This is a genomic window from Bifidobacterium saguinibicoloris (assembly GCF_019331725.1).
GTDB lineage: Bacteria > Actinomycetota > Actinomycetes > Actinomycetales > Bifidobacteriaceae > Bifidobacterium > Bifidobacterium saguinibicoloris.
Genome location: NZ_JAHBBF010000009.1, coordinates 44247 through 64093, shown reverse-complemented (window position 1 = coordinate 64093; position 19847 = coordinate 44247). Strand labels below are relative to the sequence as shown.

The window sequence follows — 19847 nt, the reverse complement described above, 5'->3', positions numbered from 1 at the left end:
GCCCGTGGGCCCGTCAGATGGCCTTGAGCGCCTGGGAGAGGTCGGCGATGAGGTCGTCGGCGTTCTCGATGCCGACCGAGATGCGGATGAGGTTCGCGGGCACCTGCAGCGTGGTGCCGGCCACGGAGGCGTGGGTCATGGCGGCAGGCACCTCGATGAGGCTTTCGACGCCGCCGAGCGATTCGGCCAGCGTGAAGATCTCCGTGTGGTCGACGAGCCGCTTGGCCGCTTCGGCGCCGGCGGCGAGCTGCACGGAGACGACGCCGCCGAAGCCGCCGTGCATCTGACGCGCGGCGATCTCGTGGCCCGGGTGGGATTCGAGGCCCGGGTACCAGACGCGCTCCACCACGTCCGCCGGCTGGGATTCGAGCCACTGCGCCACCTTGAGCGCGTTCTCGGAGTGGCGTTGCACGCGCAGGGCGAGGGTCTTGAGCCCGCGGATGTCAAGCCAGGAATCGAACGGGGAGGGCACGGCGCCGGCCGCGTTCTGCAGGAACGCGACCTGGTCGCGCGTCTCCTCGTCGTTGAGGACCACGGCGCCGCCGACCACATCGGAGTGGCCGCCGATGTACTTGGTGGTCGAGTAGACGACCGCGTCGGCGCCCTCGTCGAGCGGGTGCTGGAGGGCGGGCGAGGCGAACGTGTTGTCGACGACGACCTTGGTGCCGTGACGGTGCGCGATCTCTGCGGTCAAAGCGATGTCGGTGATGTTGAGCAGCGGGTTCGACGGGGTCTCGACCCAGATGTAGCGGTACGGCTTGGCGGCGAGCGCCTCCTCGACGGCCTTCGCGTCGGTGATGTCGACGACGTCGAGGCCGACGCCCCACGGCACGAACACCTTGGAGAGCAGCCGGTAGGTGCCGCCGTACACGTCGTTGCCGAGCAGGATGTTGTCGCCGGGCTTGAGGGTGGAGCGCAGCAGCACGTCGATGGCGGCGAGGCCCGAGGAGAAGGACAGCGCGTACTTGGCGCCTTCGACGGCGGCGAGCTGTTCGTCGAAGCTGGTGCGGGTGGGGTTGATGGAGCGCGAGTAGTCGTGTCCGCCCCTGAGGCCGAGCACACCGTCCTGCTTGAACGTGGAGGTGGCGTAGATGGGCGTGACGACGGCGCCCGTGGTGGGGTCGGGCTCCTGTCCGGCGTGGATGGCGCGGGTGGCGATGTCGGTGGCGGTGAACTTGGCGTTGTATTCGGCGGACATGATGGGTGCGTTCCTTTCGGTGTACTGGATGTTGTGTATTGAGGTATCGGTTTATCGGGTTTCGGGGAGTGTCGAAGGTGCCGTGCGGCGCACGTCACAGGTACTGTTCGGCGAGCGACGGCTTCGTGGTGCGTGCGACGACGTCGGCGTAGCCGTTGGCGCGCATCCAGTCGTCGTTGAAGATCTTCTCGAGGTAGCTGCGGCCGGAGTCGGGGGCGAGGACGACGACGAGCTGGTTCTCGTCGAGGTCGTGCTCCTTCGCGTACTTGATGGCGCTGACGACGGCCATGCCGGACGATCCGCCGACCAGCAGGGCCTCCTCGGCGGCGAGGCGGCGGGTCATCTCGAACGCTTCGGCGTCGTTCGCCTTGACGATCTCATCGGGGATGGAACGGTCGTAGGCCTTCGGGTAGAAGTCCTCCCCCACGCCCTCGATGTCGTACTGGTGGACGTCGGCGAGACTCGGCGCGGAGTAGATGGAGCCTTCCGGGTCGGAGCCGACCACGACGACCTTGCCGTGGGACGCCTCCTTCAAGTATTTGCCGGTGCCGGAGATGGTGCCGCCGGTGCCGATGCCGGCCACGAAGTGCGTGATCTTGCCTTCGGTCGCCTCCCAGATCTCGGGGCCGGTGGTGGCGTAGTGGCTGGCGGGGCCGTTCGGGTTGTCGTACTGGTTGGGGCGGAAGCCGCCGGGGATGGCCTTGGCGAGACGTTCGGCGACCTGGTAGTAGGAGCGCGGGTCGTCGGGGCCGGCGTCGGTGGGGGTGACGACGACTTCGGCGCCGTACGCGCGCAGCACGGCGCGCTTGGATTCGGAGACCTTGTCCGGCAGGGTGAAGATCGTGCGGTAGCCGCGCTGCTGGGCGACCATCGCGAGTCCGACGCCGGTGTTGCCGGACGTGGGTTCGACGATCACGCCGCCGGGCTTGAGTTCGCCGGAGCGTTCGGCCGCGTCGATGATGCGCGCGGCGATGCGGTCCTTGGACGAGCCGCCCGGGTTCATGTATTCGAGTTTGACGGCGATGGTGGCGTTGACGCCTTCGGCGGCCGGGATGTGGTTGAGCTTGACGATGGGGGTGCCGCCGATGAGGTCGGCGACGCTGTTCGCGATGGTCATGATCGTCTCTTTCCTGATGTGGTTCCGGTCCGTCGGGCCGGGTCGGCTTGGTCTGGGGTTCGGTTGTGGGTGGGGCGACGTGTGCCGTCGCGAACCGGCGTTCCCGGACGAATGGGAAAGTGACGATGCGTGGTGCGTTGCGATGGATGCGTTGCGGACTGCTGTTCGGCTGACCTCGGGTGTGGGCCTCAGGCCCGTCCGGTTGGTTCGTGGTGTCCGATGTCCTTGTGCGAAGACCGGATATCGGTACCCCCAACGCACCAATAGCCTTGCGCGAAACCTCTGCGCGTGAATTCGACATGGATGTGCGGCCGATGGCCGCGTCCGAATGCTCTATCTCAAGTTATGCGTCACTGACCGTTCGCCCGGGGGCGTCGGTTAGCGACAACAACACGAGATAAACTGCATGCCTCATACCCTACCACCGCCGACGACGTCGGCGTGTCGCGGTCCGATGTCCGCTACAGCGAGGCGGCCTCGATGAGGCTTCTGGTGTAGTCGGATTCAGGGCTGCCGAGCACCCGGTCCGTGGGGCCCGTCTCGACCACGCGGCCCTCATGGAGGACGAGGATGCGGTCGGCGAGATGCTGCACGACGCCGAGATCATGGGAGACGATGATGAGGGCCGGGCGTCCGCCGTCCGCGCCCGTGCCGTCCACGCCTGTACCGTCCATCCCCACGCCGGCGAGAATCGACTGGAGCGTGTCGAGGATGCGCACGCGGGCGGCCACGTCGATGGCGCTCATCGGCTCGTCGGCGAGGATGACCTTCGGCTCGTTGACGATGGCGCGGGCGATGGCGACGCGCTGCGCCTGCCCTCCGGACAGGTCGCACGGATAGCGGTCGAGGAACGCGCGCGGGTCGAGTCCGACGCGGGCCAACGCCTGCGCGGTTTTCGCGCCGACTTCGTCGAACGCGAAGCCGAGTGCCTTGCGGCGCAGCCACAACGGTTCGGATACCGAACGCTCGACGGTCCAGCGCGGGTCGAGCGACCCGTACGGATCCTGGAAGACGATGGACGATTCGGCGCGCAGGGCCCGCATGCCGGCCGTGCCACGCGCGACCCCATCGCCACGGTATGTGATGGCCCCCGAATCCGCCGCGTCGAGGCCCAGCATGATGCGGGTCAGCGTGGTCTTGCCCGATCCGGACGCGCCGATCACGGCGAGACACTCCCCCGCGCACACCTCGGCGGACACGTCGAACAGCACCTGACGGCGGCGTTTGGGGGCGAACAGGTCGGGCAACCCGGACAACCCGGCGTGCATGTCGCGGACCGCGAACGAGGCGTCGACATGCCTTGCAGAGAGCAGGATGTCGGTGGGTTCGGCGACAGCGGCAATGTCAGTCATGATGCGCCTCCAAGGTCAGTACGCGGGCGGCGGAGACGAGGTCGCGGGTGGGCGCGGCCTTCGGCGCGGCGAGCAGATCGGCGGTCGTGCCGGTTTCGACGACGGCCCCCGCATCGAGCACGTAGCAACGCGTGGTGGCACGCGAGAGCACGGCGAAATCGTGGGTGATGAACAGCATGGAGGCGCCCGCGTCGTCGACGAGCGAGACGAGCAGGTCGACGATCTGGCGTTGCGTGATGGAGTCGAGCGCGGTGGTGGGTTCGTCGGCGATGATGAGGCGCGGCGAGGTGATGAGAGCCGTCGCGATGCCGACGCGTTGACGTTGTCCTCCGGACAGTTCGTGCGGGCGCTTGCCCAGCACGTCTTCGGGCAGACCGACCTTGCCGAGCATGGCTTTGACGCGGTCCGCGCGTTCGACGGCCGTGAGGTCGTAGTGCATCCGCAGCGGGAGTTCGACCTGTTTCGCGACGGTCAGGACCGGGTTCAATGCCGCGGACGGGTTCTGGAACACGGTGCCCACGTATCGTCCGCGCAGGTCGGCGAGCGCCCGCTCGTCGGCGTAGCCATCGCCGTCCAGCACGACCGTATCGCCCATTGTGATCCGTCCGGACAGGGTCGCGTTGTGCGGCAGCAGTCCGAGCAGTGATTTCGCGATCATCGACTTGCCGGATCCGGACGATCCGATGAGGCCGACGCGTTCCCCGTCCACGATGGACAGGTCCACGCCGTGCACGACCTCCGTCGCCCCGACGGCGACGCGCAATCCTGTGATCTCAACAGCCATTCATGCCTCCCTCAACGCGGGGTTCTCAACGCGGGGTTGGCGACCGGGTCGGCCGCGTCGCGCAGGGCGTCACCGAACAGGTTCAACGCGACGACGACGAGCGTGACGACGAGGCCCGGCCACAGCACGGTCAGCGGGAACACGTTGATGAGCTTGACCGAGGTCGCGAGCGAATGCCCCCAGCTGGGCACGCCCGCGCCGACCCCGACGCCCAGGTACGTGAGCCCAGCCTCGGCCAATACCGACGTGCCGGCGGACATCGACAGCTGCACCGCGAGCACCGGCGTGATGTTCGGCACGATGTGCCGAACGAGCACGGTGAACGCTCCGGCCCCGTTGGACCGCGCCGATTCGACGTACTGCGAGCGCGCCGCGAGCAGCGCGGCGGGCCGGGCCACGCGTGCGAGGTTCAGTCCGTAGGCGATCGAGCAGGCACCGACGACGACGGCCGCCGAGGCGCCGAACGGCACGGCGAGCAGGAGCGCGATGAGCACGGTGGGGATGGAGATGAGCGCGTCGACGACCGCGACGGAGACGGAGGCGAGGGCGTTCGAGCGCGCGACCATGAATCCGACGAGCAGCAGTCCCAAGGCCCCCGAGCACACCACCGTCAGTGACGCGATTGCGAGGTTGGTGTGCGAGCCGGCCATGAGCCAGCTCAGCACGTCCGCACCGGTGCCGTCGGTGCCGAGCCAGTGGCCGGCGGACGGGGCGGCCCACACGTGGTAGCCGTCGGTCTCCAACAATGGCCGCGGCGTCCAGAACAGGGAGACGAGCGCGACGAGCAGCCACAACCCCAGCACGACGAGCGCGTATCGGCCTGTACCGTGCGACCACATGGTGGCGAGGACCACTCCCGGACGGCTGCGCCGTCGGTCCGTGCCGGCGGGGGCGAAGTTCGTACGCGTATCGGACATATCGTGCATATCGGCCATCATTCCTCCTCTCCGTGCGCAAGGCGCGGGTCGAGCGCGCGGTGGGCAAGGTCGACGATCAGTCCCAATACGAGGAAGAACGCGGCGAGGAGGAACAGTTCGCTCTGCACGGCGACCAAGTCGCGGTTGCCGACGTCGCCGACGAGCAGCGCGCCGAGGCCCGGCAGCGCGAACAGGTTCTCGATGACCATCACGCCGGTGATCATCGACGCGAACGTCAGTCCCACGACGGACACGAGCTGCGGGGTGGCGAGGCGCAGTCCCACGCGCAGCATCGCCTGCCGTCGGGTCATACCGCAGGCCATCGCCATGTCGACCGGACCGCCGTCGGCGGCGACGTCGTCGAGCGCGGCGTGCGTGTAGCGCATGATGCCGGCCGCGGCGACGAATCCGGTGGCCAACGCCGGCAGGATCAGCGACGCGAACGCACGCCCGGGCGCCCCCGCCCATCCGTCGGCCGGGAATCCTTGCGAGGGGAACAGACCCAGCAATCCCACGCCCTGTCCGAACAGCAGGAGCAGCAACAGTCCGCTCCACAACGCGGGCACGGCGCCGCCCACGATGGCGAGCACGTGGAAGAAGCCGCGCAGCCGCGGCGAGCGTGCGATGGACGCGGCGCATCCGAGCGGCAGTCCGACCTCGAGCGCGACGACAAGGCTCATGACGATCAAGGGGAACGTGATCGACGCACGCGCGCCCACCTGCGCGGCGACAGGCCGTCCGGTCAGCGCGGACATGCCGAGATCGCCGTGCAGGAGCCCACCCGCCCAGTCGAGGTATTGGACGACGTACGGACGGTCGAGGCCGAATTCGGCGCGCAGCGCGGCCACGCGCGAAGCGGTGGCGTTGGTGCCGGCCATGACGACGGCCACGTCGCCCGGCAGGATGCGCAACGCCGCGAACACGAGCACCGAGACGCCGAACAGGGCGGACGCGAACAGCAGCAGCCGTTTCACCACGAATCGCATGACGTTCCTTTCGTCATCGTCCGCCGCACCCGCAGGGCGGGTGGCGGGACGTCACTTGGACGGCGTGTAGGTGACCTGCCAGAGGGGCAGGACCGTCTGGGAAAGGTTTTCGGGGTAGCCGGAGACGCCCTTGGCGTAGGCCTGTTCGACGCGCCAGCTGAACAGCCAGTCGGCGGGGGCGTCCTCGGAGACGATCTTCGCGGCCTGGGCGAGGTACTTCGAGGCTTCGTCGTCGCTGGTGGCGGCGAGGGCCTTGGCGTAGAGGTCCTGCACCTGCTTGTTGTCGTAGTGGTAGTAGTAGCTGGGCGTGGCCCACTTGTAGAAGTCGTGGCTTTCAGCGTGGTCGACGAGCGAAAGGTCGTAGTCGCCGTTGGTGTGCACGTCCTGCAGCCAGGTGGAGAATTCGACGTAGTTGATCTTGAGGTCGATGCCGATGGGCTTCAATTGGCTCTTCAGCTGGTCGCCGAGTTCGGTGCCGTACACGTTCGCGTAGGTGAGGGTGAGCTGGAGCGGGTTCGACTCGCTATAGCCGGCCTCCTTCATGAGCTGCTTGGCCTTGGCTTCGTCGTGCGGGTAGAGGCCGGTGAGGTCCTCATAGCCGGGGTCGACCTTGGGGATCGGGCCGCCGAGGGCCGCGTCGACGCCGCCGCGCGAGGCGATGAGCTGCTTGTGGTCGATGCCGTAGCGGATGGCCTGGCGCACGCGCTTGTCGGCGAGTTTGGCGTTGGTCATGTTGAACGCGAGAACGAACTTGTCGGAGCCGTCGCCTTCCTTGACGACGTAGTCGGGGTTCTTGCGGAACGGTTCGGCGAGGGTCGCGGTGATCGGCGAGAGGACCTGCACGTCGCCGGATTTGAGCGCGTTGATCCCCGCGTTGTCGTCGGGCAGGAACCGGATGATGACGTTCTTGGTCTTCGCCTTATGCGCGGTGCCCCAGTACTTCGGGTTGGCCTTGAACACGATCTTGTCGCTCGGATCGAACGAGGCGACGGTGTACGGACCGGAGCCGAGCGCGCCGGTCTTCTCGTCCCATGTGCCGTCCTTGTCGTAGACGAGGCCGGGGCGGCCGGTCAGGTACCACAGCATGTTCGAGTCGGGCGCGGAGAGGGTGAGCTTCACGGTCTTCGCGTCGACGGCCTCGGCCTTGTCGAGGTTCGTGACCTGATCGTAGTTGTAGTACTGCTTGGCTTTGAGCTCGTTGATGGACCAGGCGACGTCGTCGGCGTCGAGCACGTCGCCGTTGGAGAAGGTCATGTGGTCGTTCAGGTGGAACGTGTAGGTGAGGCCGTCCTTGGAGATCTCCCAGCTTTTGGCGAGGCCGGGGTGGACCTTGTTGTCGGAGCCGCGGGAGACGAGGCTTTCGTACACGTTGCCGATGAGGATCTGTTCCAATGCGGAGCCGGATTGGTGGCGGATGTCGAGGTTGACGGGGGCGAGCTTCAGTCCGATCGCGACGGTGTCCGCCTGTTTTCCGGCCGCGGAGGCGTCCTGCTTGAGCGTGAAGTACGTGTTGACGCCGACGACGAGCGCGGCGACGACGATGACGGCGATGAGGGACCACAGCCATCCGAGGGAGTGACGGCGGCCGGGGCGTTTGGCGCGGCCTTCGAGGCTGGCGTCGGTGCTGGCGGCGTTGTTCGTGGCCGTGTTCCCGGTGTTCGTGGTGTTTGCGTTGTTCGTGGTGCCGTCCGCGGTGTTCGCGGCGACGTTGACGTTGTTCGTGATGTTGATGCTGTTGGTTGCGCCGGCTTCGCCGTGCGCACCGTTGTCCTGTGTCATGGACCGGTTCTCCTGTCGCGTGTTCGGGCATGCGTGCGCCCGCTTGCGCGTTGTCTGTATCTGGATATGTTGGGTTATGCGTGGTTGACCGCCCGTGGAGGGTCGATCACCGGATATCACTATACGCCGTTCACGCGCCGCGTCCGCAGCGTTTGCCGCCGGTGCCGCCGCGCCCACCGGGCCCCCATGGTCCTTGGCGTTCGGCGCGCAGCGCGGCGATGTGGTGTTTCATGGCGACGAGCATGATGTGCGCGTCCTCAAGCCCGAGGTGGCGTTCGCTGCGGTCCGGTGCGAGCGCGCCCTGGCGTTTGGCGTAGGCGTCGAGCGTGTTGTCGCCGTACGGGTGGTGTTCGCTGGGTGCGGCGCCGGGGTCCCATCTGCGGCTCATGGGGAGCGTGTCGATGATGGTGATGCGGCCGTCCCGGTAGCGTTCCGCATAGCCTTCGATGGTGAGCATGAAGAAGCCGTGTTCGAAGGTGGCGTTGTGCGCCACGTAGGGTTGCCGTTCAAGGCGTTTCAGGAGTCCGGCCTGTGCGGCGGGCCATTCGTCGAACGGCCGGTGTCCGTCCGAGGCGGCCCGTTCGCGCACGTCGATGCCGGTGAGCTTGGCGATGAACGGGTTGCCGAGCCGTGCGTTCATATCGGGCACGCCGAAGCCGAGGCGTGATTGTCCGTAGGCGTCGCCGGCCCGGTAGTCGGATTGTTCGTACGTGTAGTCCGTGGGTGTTTCGGCGGGTCGCGGCGAGATCATGTTCATGTATTCGAAGCCGATGTCGATGATGTAGACGCGTGCCGGGTCGATGCCGGTGGTTTCGATGTCGATGCCCATGACGGTGTCGACGTTCCGTCCGGGCAGGTAGACGTCGCGCCAGTCGGGTGCGGCCGCGTCGTGCGTGCGTCCGCGGACGTCGATGGAGAGGCCGGCGGGTTCTCCGCCGGGTGCGGTGGCGCCGGACAGGTTGGCTCGGGCGACGAGCGCGTCGCTCCCCCGCCGCGTGCGGCGTTCCGCGTTGCGTCGTGCAGCGCGCGTCTCGAGAATCGTGCCGGTGCGGTCCGCGAGGTCGTCGAGGCGGATTCCCGCCGTGCGGGCGCCCTCCGCCGGGGTGAGCGTGACGACGGAGGCGCGTCCCTGCTGCCGGTGCGTGGCGTTCCAGAGGTGATGCCGTTCGCCGAGGCGGATGAGCCATGCGATGTCGTCGTTGAGCCGGCGGTTCGCCCATGCGAGGGCGCGGGGCAGCCGGTAGGAGACGATGCGGCGGTCGAAGTCGGTCATGAACGCGGTGGAGCATTGGGCGATGACCGCTTCGAGCCGTTCCCGCGTGGCGTAGTCGGCGGCGAGCGCGTCGTGCAGCGCGTGGGCGAACGTCTTCTCCGCGATGGCGCCACCCGCAGGCTTCTCCTCGGGCTCCGGCACCTGCAATCGTCTCCCGGCACCGATGCCGTGTTCGAGGTCAAGTTCGCGGATCCACCGCCAGTCGATGGGTTTGCCGTCGGCGTCCCGCGGCATGACGGACTCCCATTGGGCGATGTCCTCCTTGGCCTGGGTGAGCCACGCGCGGCCGGATGCGGGATTCGTGTTGGTCATGCGTTCATCGTAATCCGAGGGTTCGGGCAGCGGTAGATATCGCCCGGAAACCCGTGTCCGCCTGTGTTCGACCGTGTCCGCCCTGTCCGTCGGCATTCCGTCTAGAGGAAGCGGCGCGGCAGGCCGTGCATGGCGTCGGAGATGACGGCCTGCACGAGCATGCGCGGGTAGATGTTCACGGTCCACATGGGCGCCTGCGTGGCGGCGAACCGCATCTGCAACTGGTTGACCACGCCGTCCTCGCTGGTGTACACGTATGGCGTGGAGCCGGGGCGCGGCATGGAGAGTACACGTACGGTGCGCGCCACGGTGGGGTTGAGGCGTGCGGGGAACTCGAGGACACGTCGCTCCCAGCGGCCCGGCGGCACGAGGGGCGGCTCGTGGGCGGGCATGGTCTCGCCGAGTTCCAGCGACCATCGCTGCGACGTGGCGGCGCTGAGGACGGGTGAGACGAATTGGACGGCGTCGACGGCCACGTGGTTGCGCAGGGAGAGGATGGGGCCGTCGCAGAGGCGGCTGACGGGCATGGGCGTGCCGGTCTTGTTGAGGATGTCGAGGATGAGTTGGACGTTGCCGGTGGGCGCCACGGCCATGTCCACCCATCTGATGGTGGACATGGGCCCGTCGGACATGGGGCTTTTCTGGAATACGGTGGGCATGCCGGTGCCGGCGGCCCATATGGGGAACTGCCAGACGCCTTGCACGAAGAATTCCTTTTCCAGCATGGCCATGCTCCTTCCGTCGTATCCGCTGCCGTCCCGCCCGCATCAGCGGGTTGTCCGCCGACTTGCCCGCGGACTATTCGCTGGGCGCCGCGTATGCGAACTGGGCCACGTAAAGCCCGTCGTCCCTGCTGACGATCTGGGCGCGTCCGGGTACGGCGCGTTTGGGTTTGACTCGGCCGATGAGCTGGCCTTCGTTGGGGTCGCCGGACAGGAGCACGCCGGTCATGCCGAGGTCCTGGAACGATTGGAGGACCGGGTCGTAGAGGGCGCGGCTGGCGCCGCCGGTGCGGCGCGTGACGATGACGTGCAGGCCGATGTCGCCCGCCTGCGCGAGGTAGGGCACGAGGGGTCGCAGCGGGTTGCCGCGGCTGGTCGCGACGAGGTCGTAGTCGTCGACGAGCACGTACACGTCGGATCCGGTCCACCAGGAGCGGTCGCGCAGCTGCTGCGGCGTGAGGTCGGGGCCTGGCATGCGGGTCTTGAGGTAGTCGGCGAGGTCCTGGAATTGTCCGGTGGCCTGGTCGTCGTTGGTGATGTAGGCGCCGATGTGCGTGTCCGGGATCTGCGCGAGGTTGGCGCGCCGGTAGTCCACCATGAATATCTTGGCCTTGCCGTCCGGGTATCCGCGCACGATCTCGCGGATGGCGAGTCTGAGGAGGGAGGATTTGCCGGATTTCGCGTCGCCGAACACGTAGAAGTGGGGTTCCTTGCGCAGGTCGAACACGGCGGGCGCGAGGGCGCTTTCGTTGATGCCCATGATGAGGCGTCCGCGGGTGAGGAGTTTCGCGGCCTCGGGTTGGCGGAGCACGGCGGACACCATGCGCTCGTAGGGCAGTTCGGTGGGCAGGAGGCGGAGTTTGGGACCGGGTTTGTGGCCTTGTCCCTGCCATGCGGCGTGCACTTTGGCGATGAGGTCGGCCACGCCGTCGGAGACGGTGCCGGCCGCGTGGTCGCCGTCGATGCGTGGCAGGGCGACGAGCATGTGGCGTTTGGCGGGGCTGAGGCCTCGTCCGGGCGCGCCTTTGGGCACGGTGGCGGCGATCTTGCGGTCGATCTGGGAGTCGCCGGGTTCGCCGAGCCGCAGTTCGAGCTTGGTGCCGATGAGGTCGCCGATGTTGGCGCGGATTTCCATCCACCGGTTGGCGCTGAGCATGACGTGCACGCCGAAGGTGAGGCCGCGGGCCACGATCTGCTGGACCTTGGGTTCGAGCTCCTCGTAGTCGCCGCGGAACACGCCCCAGCCGTCGATGACGAGGAACACGTCGCCGTAGCCGTCGTCGACCTGTCCGGCGGCGCGGCGCCTGCGGTAGGTGTCCATGCCGTCGATGCGCTGCGCCTTGAAGAAGCGTTCGCGCGCGTCGATGATGCCGGTGACTTCGGCGATGGTGCGCCGCACCTTCTCCTCCTCGTTGCCGGCGGCCACGCCGGAGACGTGTTCGAGGTCCTCGAGCGGCGTGAAGGTGCCGCCGCCGCAGTCGATGACGAAGAACTGGGTTTCGAGGGGCGTGTGGCTCAGGGCGAGTGAGGTGACGATGGTGCGCAGCATCATGCTCTTGCCGCTGAGCGGACCGCCGACGACGGCCACATGGCCGCCCGCGCCGGACAGGTCGAGCGCCATGACGTCGCGTTTCTGTTCGCGCGGCTTGTCTTCGAGCGCGCAGGGGGCGACGAGCGCGCCCGCCTTGCGCCATCGGGGCGAGACGAGACCGTATTCGCGGGTGACGGCCAGGTCGGGCATGAAGTCGGGGTCGTCGAGCGTGTTCGGTGTGACGAGCGGCGGCAGCCAGACCACGTGCGCCTTGCGCCCGTGGCCGCGCATCTGGTCGACGGCGTATTGGAACGTGGTGGTCTCCCCGTCGAGCCCTTTGGGCACGCCGGACACGTAGGAGGCACGGAAGCGGGTGATGGTGCCGGCCGGGGTCTTGAGGTAGCCGATGCCGGGTAGGCTGGGCAGTTCGTAGGCGTCCGGGATGCCGAGCACGGCGCGGGATTCGGATGCGGAGAACGTCTTGAGGCCGATGCGGTAGGAGAGGTGTTCGTCCAGTCCGCGCAGCTTGCCTTGTTCGAGGCGCTGGGAGGCGATGAGCAGGTGCACGCCGAGGGAGCGGCCGACGGCGCCGATGCGCACGAACGATTGGACGATGTCCGGTTTGGCTTTGAGCAGCTCGGAGAACTCGTCGACCACGACGAGCAGCGAGGGCAGCGGTTCGAGGTCGGTGCGCCCGCCGTTGGTGCGAGCCTCCTCGTATTCGGTGATGTTGGCGAAGTTGCCGGCGTCCCTCAGGAGCTCCTGCCGGCGGTTGATCTCGCCGTCGAGCGCGTCCTCCATGCGATCCACGAGGGAGGCTTCCTCGCCGAGGTTGGTGATGATGGACGAGATGTGGGGCATGCCGTCCATGCCGGCGAAGGTGGCGCCGCCTTTGAAGTCGATGAGCACGAAGTTGAGCTGGTCGGGCGAGTGGCTGAGCGCAAGGGAGAGCACGAGAGTGCGCAGCACTTCGGATTTGCCGGATCCGGTGGCGCCGACGAGCACGCCGTGCGGGCCCATGCCGTGCTGGCCCATCTCCTTGATGTCGAGGTAGGCGGTGCTGGTGTCGTCGTGCAGGCCGATGGGCACACGCAGGCGTTCCTTGCCGGTGCGGTACGCCCAGAGCTTGGCGAGGTCGATGCGGCGGATGTCCTCGATGCCAAGCAGGTCGGGCAGTTCGGAGGATTTCTTGTGCCCGCCGCCGGCGGTCTGGCCGGATTCGTCCGCCGTTCCCGCGGTGGGCGCGGCCTGGAGGCGTTGAGCCACGGCTTCGGCTTCGCGCACGGTGAGCGCGTCCGGCGTGATCTCGAAGGGTTTGATGGTGGTGGAGAACAGTTCGACGGTGTCCGCCTCGTGGGTTTCGAGGATGTTGAGGCCCTCCTCCACGGTGGTCCGGGAGAAGAGGACGCGCAGCACGTCGTCCTCTTCGAGGTCGTCCCATTGGGCTGGCATGTCGATGACGGTGACGCCGTCGAGCCCGTCCTTGGAGAACAGGCGGGTCTCCTTGGCGAGGGTGTCGGGGTCGAAGCCGTCGTTGACGACGATGAGGTGCGGGGTGATCTCGTAGTCGCCGCCGGTGTACCGGCTGCGGTCGAGGACCTGCTCGCCGACGAGCGTGTCGACGGCGTGCATGTTGGCGGTGACCATGTAGCGGCCGTGTCCCACGGTGGAGGCGAGGATCTCGTGGGGTTCCCGGCCGAGTTCCTCGTTGAGGGCGCGCGTGTGGGGCAGGAGACGCGTCCATGCCCATTGGTCGATGCGGTCGGCGGAGGCGAGGACGACGATGCGCAGGTTGTCCATGTCATGCCATGTGGCGGCCTGGCAGAGGATGGCGCGGGCGAGGGATTGCGTGTGGTCGAGGTCGCCGAGGAGCTCCACGCGTTTGAATTTCCGCAGGTTCACCGTGTAGGGCATGTGGCGCAGGGATTCGTGGGCGATCATGAACCGGTGTGCGGCGGATGCGGAGACGGGGTCGAGCTGGGCGAGGGGCGGCAGTTCGGGCGCTTCGAGCGTGATGCAGAGGGGTTCGTCGTGCGTGCCGAACCTGAGGGTCATGAAGTCCTCGTCGGAGGGGATGCGCTCCCAGCGTCGTGCGGGTTCCTCGGCGATGCCGGGCAGCGAGTCCGGCGCGGGCGCGTTCCAGAGGGCGGCGTTGCGTTGTTTGCGTCCGGCGGTGCGGACGGTCTTGCGCAGTCCGGCCAGATAGGTGAGGTATTCACGGCGGGACGCGGTGAGGTTGGCCATGCGCTGGGAGCGTTGGCGGAAGCCGTTGACGACGACGAAGCCGAGCGAGGAAAGCATGAACATGCCGCCGGTGAGAATGCCGGTGAGTCCGGAGTTGGTCATGAGCATCATGACCATGGCGCTGGCGGTGCCGAGGAGGGGTACCAGCGAGGTGAGGAGCGTGTTGACGCCGTCGCTGGGTTCGAGTTCGGGCGGCTGTTGGAGCACCACCTTGCCTTTGGGCGCTTTGGGGCCTTCGAGCCGGTTCTGCTGTGTTTCGGTGGTCATGAGCGACGCCCCCTGCTTTTGGCGGTGATGATGCTGCATCCCATGTCTCCGAGCGTGATGCGCGCGCCGGAGCGGATGGCGTGTCTGACATGCGGTTGGAGGGTGGTCTCCTCGCCGTCCTCGGCGATGACGCGTGTGCCGTTGGTGCTGCCCAGGTCCGTGATCCACAGGTGTGCGGCGGTGATTTCGAGGCGCGCGTGGCTGCGTGAGACGGTGCCGGTGTGGTCCGGCACGGCGAGCGTGGCGTCTCCCGGCTGTTGGAGTGCCGGCTTGCGGCCGAGCACCACGGTGGAGGGGATGACGAGCGGCTGGCGCGAGCCGTCTTCGAAGTAGATGCTGATGCGTGGTCCACCGTGCTGCGACGCCGGCGGCGTGGGAACGGCTGCGGCAGCAGACATGGCCGGCGGGACCGGAACGCCGGCCTGTCCAGAGGCGGCCCGGCCGGGTACGGGTGGCGTGGTGGGTGCGGACGGCGCGATGGGCGCGGGCACGGATGGAACGGCCTGCACGGGCGCTGCAGGCGCCCGGTATGTCATGGCGGGTTCCGGCGCGGCGGGCGTGTCCGGCGTGACGCGGATGTCGAGGGATTCGGAGGAGTCGTCCACATGCCGCATGGCTTCGGAGCGGCGTACTTCGTGGTAGCGCGCATCCTGCGGGTCCCGTACGGTGATGGTGCCGATGACGCGTTGGTGGATGTCCACTTCCACGAGTCCGGCGGCGCGGTCCGCCCATCCCTGGCGCAGTTCGCCGCGGCTGAACAGGGGCGAGAGCACGGTGGCCACGAGTCCGAGGAGCGCGAGGAGTGCGGATCCGGCGAGCACGAGGTATTTGAGGATGACACGGCCGCCGCCGGGCAGAATGCCCGCGCGCGGATCCCGTTGGCTTTCGGCGCGTACGGTGCGGATGCCGAGCATGAGCTTGCCGGGGGTGACGCCCCTGGCGCCTTCCCCCACCATGTAGACGATGACGCATTCCACGGCGACCAGCACGCCCAACGCGATGTTGCGGGCCGCGAGACCGGCGCCTGTCGCTGCCGCGGACATGAGGATGATGTCTATGAACGCGGCGGCGCATTGTCTGCCGGCGAGGGCCGGCCGGTATCCGGTGACGACAGTTCTGGTGTGCGGAGCGCTGTTGGCGGCGGTGTTCACCATGGCATCCCCCTGAGCAGTTCGAATGTGCCTGCGGCGAGGAGCGCGGCCGCGGGCGTGAGCATGGTGGAGGCGAAGCAGAGCGCGTCGCCGATTCGTGAGAGTGCGAGCGAGTGGAAGCCGCCGCGTTGGGCGAGCATGCCGTAGCCGACGAGCATGCCCACCACGGCGAATGCGGCCATGCCGGCGAATGGTGTGACGCCGCCCGCCACGGGCAGGGTCTGCCTGATGTGGGCGAGCCAGACGGCGGCGACGAGGAGCGCGGCGGCGCGCATGAGGTACCGTTCGAAGGGCCGGCCGGATTGGCGTGGTTTGAGCGTGAGGAAGAGGGACAGCGTGAGGCTGAGCGTGTGGAAGCCGATACGGTCGAGCAGGGCGCCGTGGTCCATCCATGCGGCCAACGCCAGGTATGCGGATGCAGCGAGCGTCACGGCGAGGCTCAGACCGGCGGCGTATCGGGCGAGGAACGACCGCATGTCCTCGGAGACGTCCTTCGGGGTGAGCACGCGCGCCTCGTCCGGGATGGAGCCGCGCACCGTCCACCGGCGGGTCATGTAGGTGCGCCATTCCACGAGATACCGGTCCGGCACATGCACCACGATGTTCGGCATGAGTTGGATGGCGCAGACGCCTGCGGCCGCCACTCCCCCGGCGAGGATGGATGCCGGCAGGTCAGCGAGGATGGTTCCGGCGCTGCATATGGCGAGCATGAGCGCGGTGGCGGCGAGCGTTGATGCCACGCCACGCAGGGCGGGGTCCGTGGCGTTCGGAAAGACGAGCGCCGTGTCCGCCACGATCATGCCTGCGGCGCAGAAGACGGCGGTGAGTGCGGGTCTGTCTCCGCCCGTGGGTCCGGCCGCGGCGACTCCCGCCCAAGCCGCGAGGCCCACTCCGGCGAGCAGCGTCCATACGGCCATGCCGGTGTTTCTGAGGACGGCCATGCGGATGGCGATGCGGTTGCAGGCGAGCGCCGCCGCCGCGGTGATGACGACGATGACGCATGTCCATGCGACGCCCATGCGCGGGGTGCCGCCACGAGCCGCGGACGTGTGGATGAGCATGGCCGTGGCGGCGAAGAGCATGACGAGGAGCGGCGCCACCAGGTTCAGGTCGCGCCGCCGTGTCTCGCGCTGCTCATGCTGTGTTCCGGTGGCCATGCTGGTATGGTACGGCCGGCGTGTGCCGGCCGGTACATATGTTCCGTCCTATCGCCGTCCGGCGTGTCCGCGGTTGAGTTCCGCTTCCTGGGCGTGGAGCCTGCGCATGCCCTCGTCCAGCTCGGTGCGGCCCTGCGCGGCCTCGTTGTCCGGATCGTCCACGTCTTCGAGGCGGTCCCGCACGAGCCCCATGCTCTTTTCGAGGTAGCCGCGCACTTCGCGTGCTTCGGGCGATTTGTCGATGCCGGCGTAGATGTCGTTCTCGCAGGTCTTGCCCATGTCGATACGTTGTTGGAGCACCTGCCATGCGTGCCCGTATTCGCCGCTGCGGCGTTTGGATTCGATGTCCTCATGCTTCTCGGCGATCATCTTGTCCACGCGCGCCTTCTCCTTCTCGAATTTGGCGCGCTGCTCCTTGATCTGTTGGCTCAGGTCGTCCATCTGCTTCATGAACGCTTCGAATTCAGGCGATCCCATGATCGGCTCCTTGTGCTTCGTGTTGACGTCTCGTGTGTTGGGTCAGGCGAACACCACGGTGCCGTCGCGGCCCGCCGGGGTGAATCCGCCGTTGGAACCGGAGCCCGATCCCGAACCGGAACCGAACGTGGCTTTCACGCCTTCGGATTTGCTGACGAGCTGCTGCATGGTGGAGATGCAGCTCGAGAATCCGGAGAATGCCGTGTACAGGTTGTTGAGGCAGGTGGTGATGTCGTTCGCCCACTGGATGGCCTGAGTCACTTCGGCCGCGCAGGTCACGGCCACAAGGACCGGACCGGCGCCGGGAACGATGAGCTCGCCGGAGATGATCTTCAACAGGCTGATGATCTCGTCGATGGTGTCGAGGATCAGGTCGAACGCGTTCTGCGCGTTTTCGGCGAGCGCGTTCAACGCCTGCGACATCTCGGTGCAGGGGGCGCAGCCTTCGCCGGCTACCTCGCCCACGGCGTCGTTGCGTTCCTTGAACATGTCCGCCGCGCAGCCGCACCAGGATTCCTCGTTCACGTTGCTGGACATGTTCTGTATGGCGGTCTGCACGCCGGTCAGGGAGGATGCGAGCGCGTCCCATTTGGCCGCGGTCTTCTCGAGTTCATCCCAGTCGCCGAAGAACGGCTTCTTCACCCATTCGTCGACGATGCTGAAGCCGAACAGGGTCTTGGAGACGAAGTCCACCACGGCCACGGCCATGCGCACGTTGGCGATGCCGTTGCTGATTGCCTCGTTCATCCCCTTCGCGGTTTTTTGGATGGTACTGACGTTCTTGCTCACCTCCTCGGAGGCATTCCCGATTTCCTTGGAGACATCACCTATCTTCAGTTTTTTCAAGCCAAGGTCCGTCAGCAGTCCGTTGACGATCGGCCCCGTCTTCAACGGCCCGATGGTGGGGCTCAGCGCGCTGGTCAGCTTGCCCAGTTCGTGGGTTGTGGCGAATTCGCCCAGGTTTTGGGCGAATTTGAGGTCGCGATGCACTTCGTCCAGGTTGTCCGGCGTATCGTAGCCGAGCCGTCCGATGCGGATGTCGTTTTCGGAGCCTTCGGGGACTACTGTCTCATCCTTGTCCGGCACGTCGTAGCTGAAGGGGCCGATCGAGATGTCGTTGCCGGAACCGTCGTCTTTGGCCATCAGGCGAACCTCCTCGGGGTGGTGGGCATGGTGATGTCGGTGCGTTCGGGCAGGGTCATGAGGTCACGGTCGGCGTAGAGCGCCTGCAGTTCCTCCGCGGATCGGCCGAGCGGGTCGTTGCGGGAGATGTTCTCCCAGACGTTGGCTTCGGCTTCCTGCCTGATTTTCTCGTAGGCGGCTTCGGAGTCGCCGATGCGTACGACGGCGTCGTAGTCGCCGTCGCTGTCGAAGTCGATGGCGGCGTATTCGCCGTCCTCGTGGTCGAAGACGCTGATGCGCGAGTCGTCACCCGTGTCCGGGGTGAGGGCGATGTCGTCGGTGCCGTCGTGGTCGGCGTCCACGGTGAACGATCCGGTCTTGCCGTTCTGCGTCTCATCCGCTCCGGGAGGCAGCGGCACGGTGGAGGTGTCCTGTTTGCCGAGGGTGACGGACCCGTCGGCGTTCACGGTGACGTGTGTGTTCCCGTCGGTGGCGTTCAGCGAGTAGTCGTCCGTGGCGTCGCCGTCGGTGTCGAGGCCGAGGCTGGAGGTGGTGTCGCGTCCGGTGTCGGGAGTGGTGGTTCCTCCGGGCGTCGAGCCATGACCGGTGCCGTTCGTACCGCCGGGAGTGGTGGTCGACGTGTCCGGCGGCAGGGGTACGCCGTTCGTGCCGCCGTTGGAGGCCCCTCCGTCCGGCAGCGTGGTGTAGCCGGGGGTTTGCCCGTCCTGCGTGGAAACGGATGCGCTCCCGCCGGTGGAGCTTCCGCCAGCGCCTCCTGCACCGCCGCCCGCGGTGGGCGTGCCACCGCTGAGGTCTGCTTGCTGAAGCGGCTGGTATTGGGTGGAATCGTCGTTCGAGGAACCGGAGCCGCCACCGGAGCCGCCGGAACCGGATCCTCCTCCGCTGCCGGAGCCGCCGCCATAGCTTCCTCCGCCACCGGAGCCACCGGTGCCGCCGGTGGAGGAGCCACTGCCGCCGTCGCTCGTGCCTTCGTTGTCGGAGCCGCCGCCGTTCTCCTGGTTCCCCTTGATTTCCTCGAGTTCCTTGAGGATCTTGTTGAGCAGGTCGATGATCTTCTGTTCGGTGTCTTCACCGTCCTGGGCCGTCCCCTGCACGGCACCGGAGATGGAGTCGAGCATGGATTCGATGTTGTCCAGATACGTCACCGTGGAGCTCTTGGCCGTCTCATATGCCGGAGCCACGAAGCTGAGGAGTATGCCGAAGTTCGGGCTTCCGGAGCCTTCGAACTGCGCTTTCGCGCTGGCGAACTCGTTGGCCGCTTGACTGAAGGAATCGGATACGGTCCCTAAATCGTCAGGGTCCATTTGCATAAGCGATGCCGCCATATTGCCCCCTTGCTCTTCCCCTGCGGTTCCCTTGCTTGGTTCGATTATCGTCGACCCATTACAACATTGTCACCATCCATTCTGCCACGTGGAACGAATACGTCAATGTTTC

The 19847-nt window shown here is 67.2% G+C and carries 15 protein-coding genes; all 15 read right to left on the bottom strand.

The genetic code is table 11. The annotated features are described in order from the left end of the window. Positions 1–13 precede the first annotated feature (13 nt). Entirely contained in the window at positions 14–1198 is a 1185-nt protein-coding gene (locus KIH78_RS07080) for a cystathionine gamma-synthase (RefSeq protein ID WP_219131792.1), read from the bottom strand. 94 nt (positions 1199–1292) lie between these two features. Next, positions 1293–2315 (bottom strand): pyridoxal-phosphate dependent enzyme, encoded by a 1023-nt coding sequence (locus KIH78_RS07075; RefSeq protein WP_219131791.1) that lies wholly within the window; start codon positions 2313–2315, stop codon positions 1293–1295. Between the two features lie 461 nt (positions 2316–2776). Next, positions 2777–3583, bottom strand: coding sequence for an ABC transporter ATP-binding protein (locus KIH78_RS07070; protein ID WP_219131818.1), 807 nt, complete (start codon positions 3581–3583; stop codon positions 2777–2779). 76 nt (positions 3584–3659) lie between these two features. Continuing rightward, positions 3660–4451 (bottom strand): ABC transporter ATP-binding protein, encoded by a 792-nt coding sequence (locus KIH78_RS07065; RefSeq protein WP_219131790.1) that lies wholly within the window; start codon positions 4449–4451, stop codon positions 3660–3662. A gap of 11 nt (positions 4452–4462) precedes the next feature. Beyond that, positions 4463–5368 (bottom strand): ABC transporter permease, encoded by a 906-nt coding sequence (locus KIH78_RS07060; protein WP_219131817.1) that lies wholly within the window; start codon positions 5366–5368, stop codon positions 4463–4465. 17 nt (positions 5369–5385) lie between these two features. Continuing rightward, positions 5386–6354: an ABC transporter permease gene (locus KIH78_RS07055; protein WP_219131789.1), complete on the bottom strand. Its 969-nt coding sequence runs from the start codon at positions 6352–6354 to the stop codon at positions 5386–5388. Between the two features lie 51 nt (positions 6355–6405). Next, a complete protein-coding gene (locus KIH78_RS07050; RefSeq protein ID WP_219131788.1) occupies positions 6406–8133 on the bottom strand; it encodes an ABC transporter substrate-binding protein in 1728 nt (575 codons plus the stop codon). A gap of 130 nt (positions 8134–8263) precedes the next feature. After that, positions 8264–9718: a 3'-5' exonuclease gene (locus KIH78_RS07045; RefSeq protein ID WP_219131787.1), complete on the bottom strand. Its 1455-nt coding sequence runs from the start codon at positions 9716–9718 to the stop codon at positions 8264–8266. A gap of 101 nt (positions 9719–9819) precedes the next feature. Beyond that, a complete protein-coding gene (locus tag KIH78_RS07040; RefSeq protein WP_219131786.1) occupies positions 9820–10443 on the bottom strand; it encodes a hypothetical protein in 624 nt (207 codons plus the stop codon). A 73-nt stretch (positions 10444–10516) separates the two neighbouring features. Then, a complete protein-coding gene (gene eccCa / locus KIH78_RS07035; RefSeq protein WP_236034489.1) occupies positions 10517–14482 on the bottom strand; it encodes a type VII secretion protein EccCa in 3966 nt (1321 codons plus the stop codon). Next, a complete protein-coding gene (locus tag KIH78_RS07030; RefSeq protein ID WP_219131784.1) occupies positions 14479–15636 on the bottom strand; it encodes an FHA domain-containing protein in 1158 nt (385 codons plus the stop codon). The genes eccCa and KIH78_RS07030 overlap by 4 nt, the downstream gene beginning before the upstream one ends. Beyond that, complete coding sequence (locus KIH78_RS07025; RefSeq protein ID WP_219131783.1) at positions 15630–16790, bottom strand: hypothetical protein; 1161 nt, start codon at positions 16788–16790, stop codon at positions 15630–15632. The genes KIH78_RS07030 and KIH78_RS07025 overlap by 7 nt, the downstream gene beginning before the upstream one ends. Positions 16791–16838: 48 nt before the next feature. Next, positions 16839–17267: a hypothetical protein gene (locus tag KIH78_RS07020; protein ID WP_219131782.1), complete on the bottom strand. Its 429-nt coding sequence runs from the start codon at positions 17265–17267 to the stop codon at positions 16839–16841. 42 nt (positions 17268–17309) lie between these two features. Continuing rightward, positions 17310–18410, bottom strand: coding sequence for a hypothetical protein (locus tag KIH78_RS07015; RefSeq protein ID WP_219131781.1), 1101 nt, complete (start codon positions 18408–18410; stop codon positions 17310–17312). Beyond that, positions 18410–19720, bottom strand: a complete 1311-nt coding sequence (locus KIH78_RS07010) for a hypothetical protein (RefSeq protein WP_219131780.1) — start codon at positions 19718–19720, stop codon at positions 18410–18412. Before KIH78_RS07010 ends, KIH78_RS07015 begins: the two co-directional genes overlap by 1 nt. Positions 19721–19847: the final 127 nt, after the last annotated feature.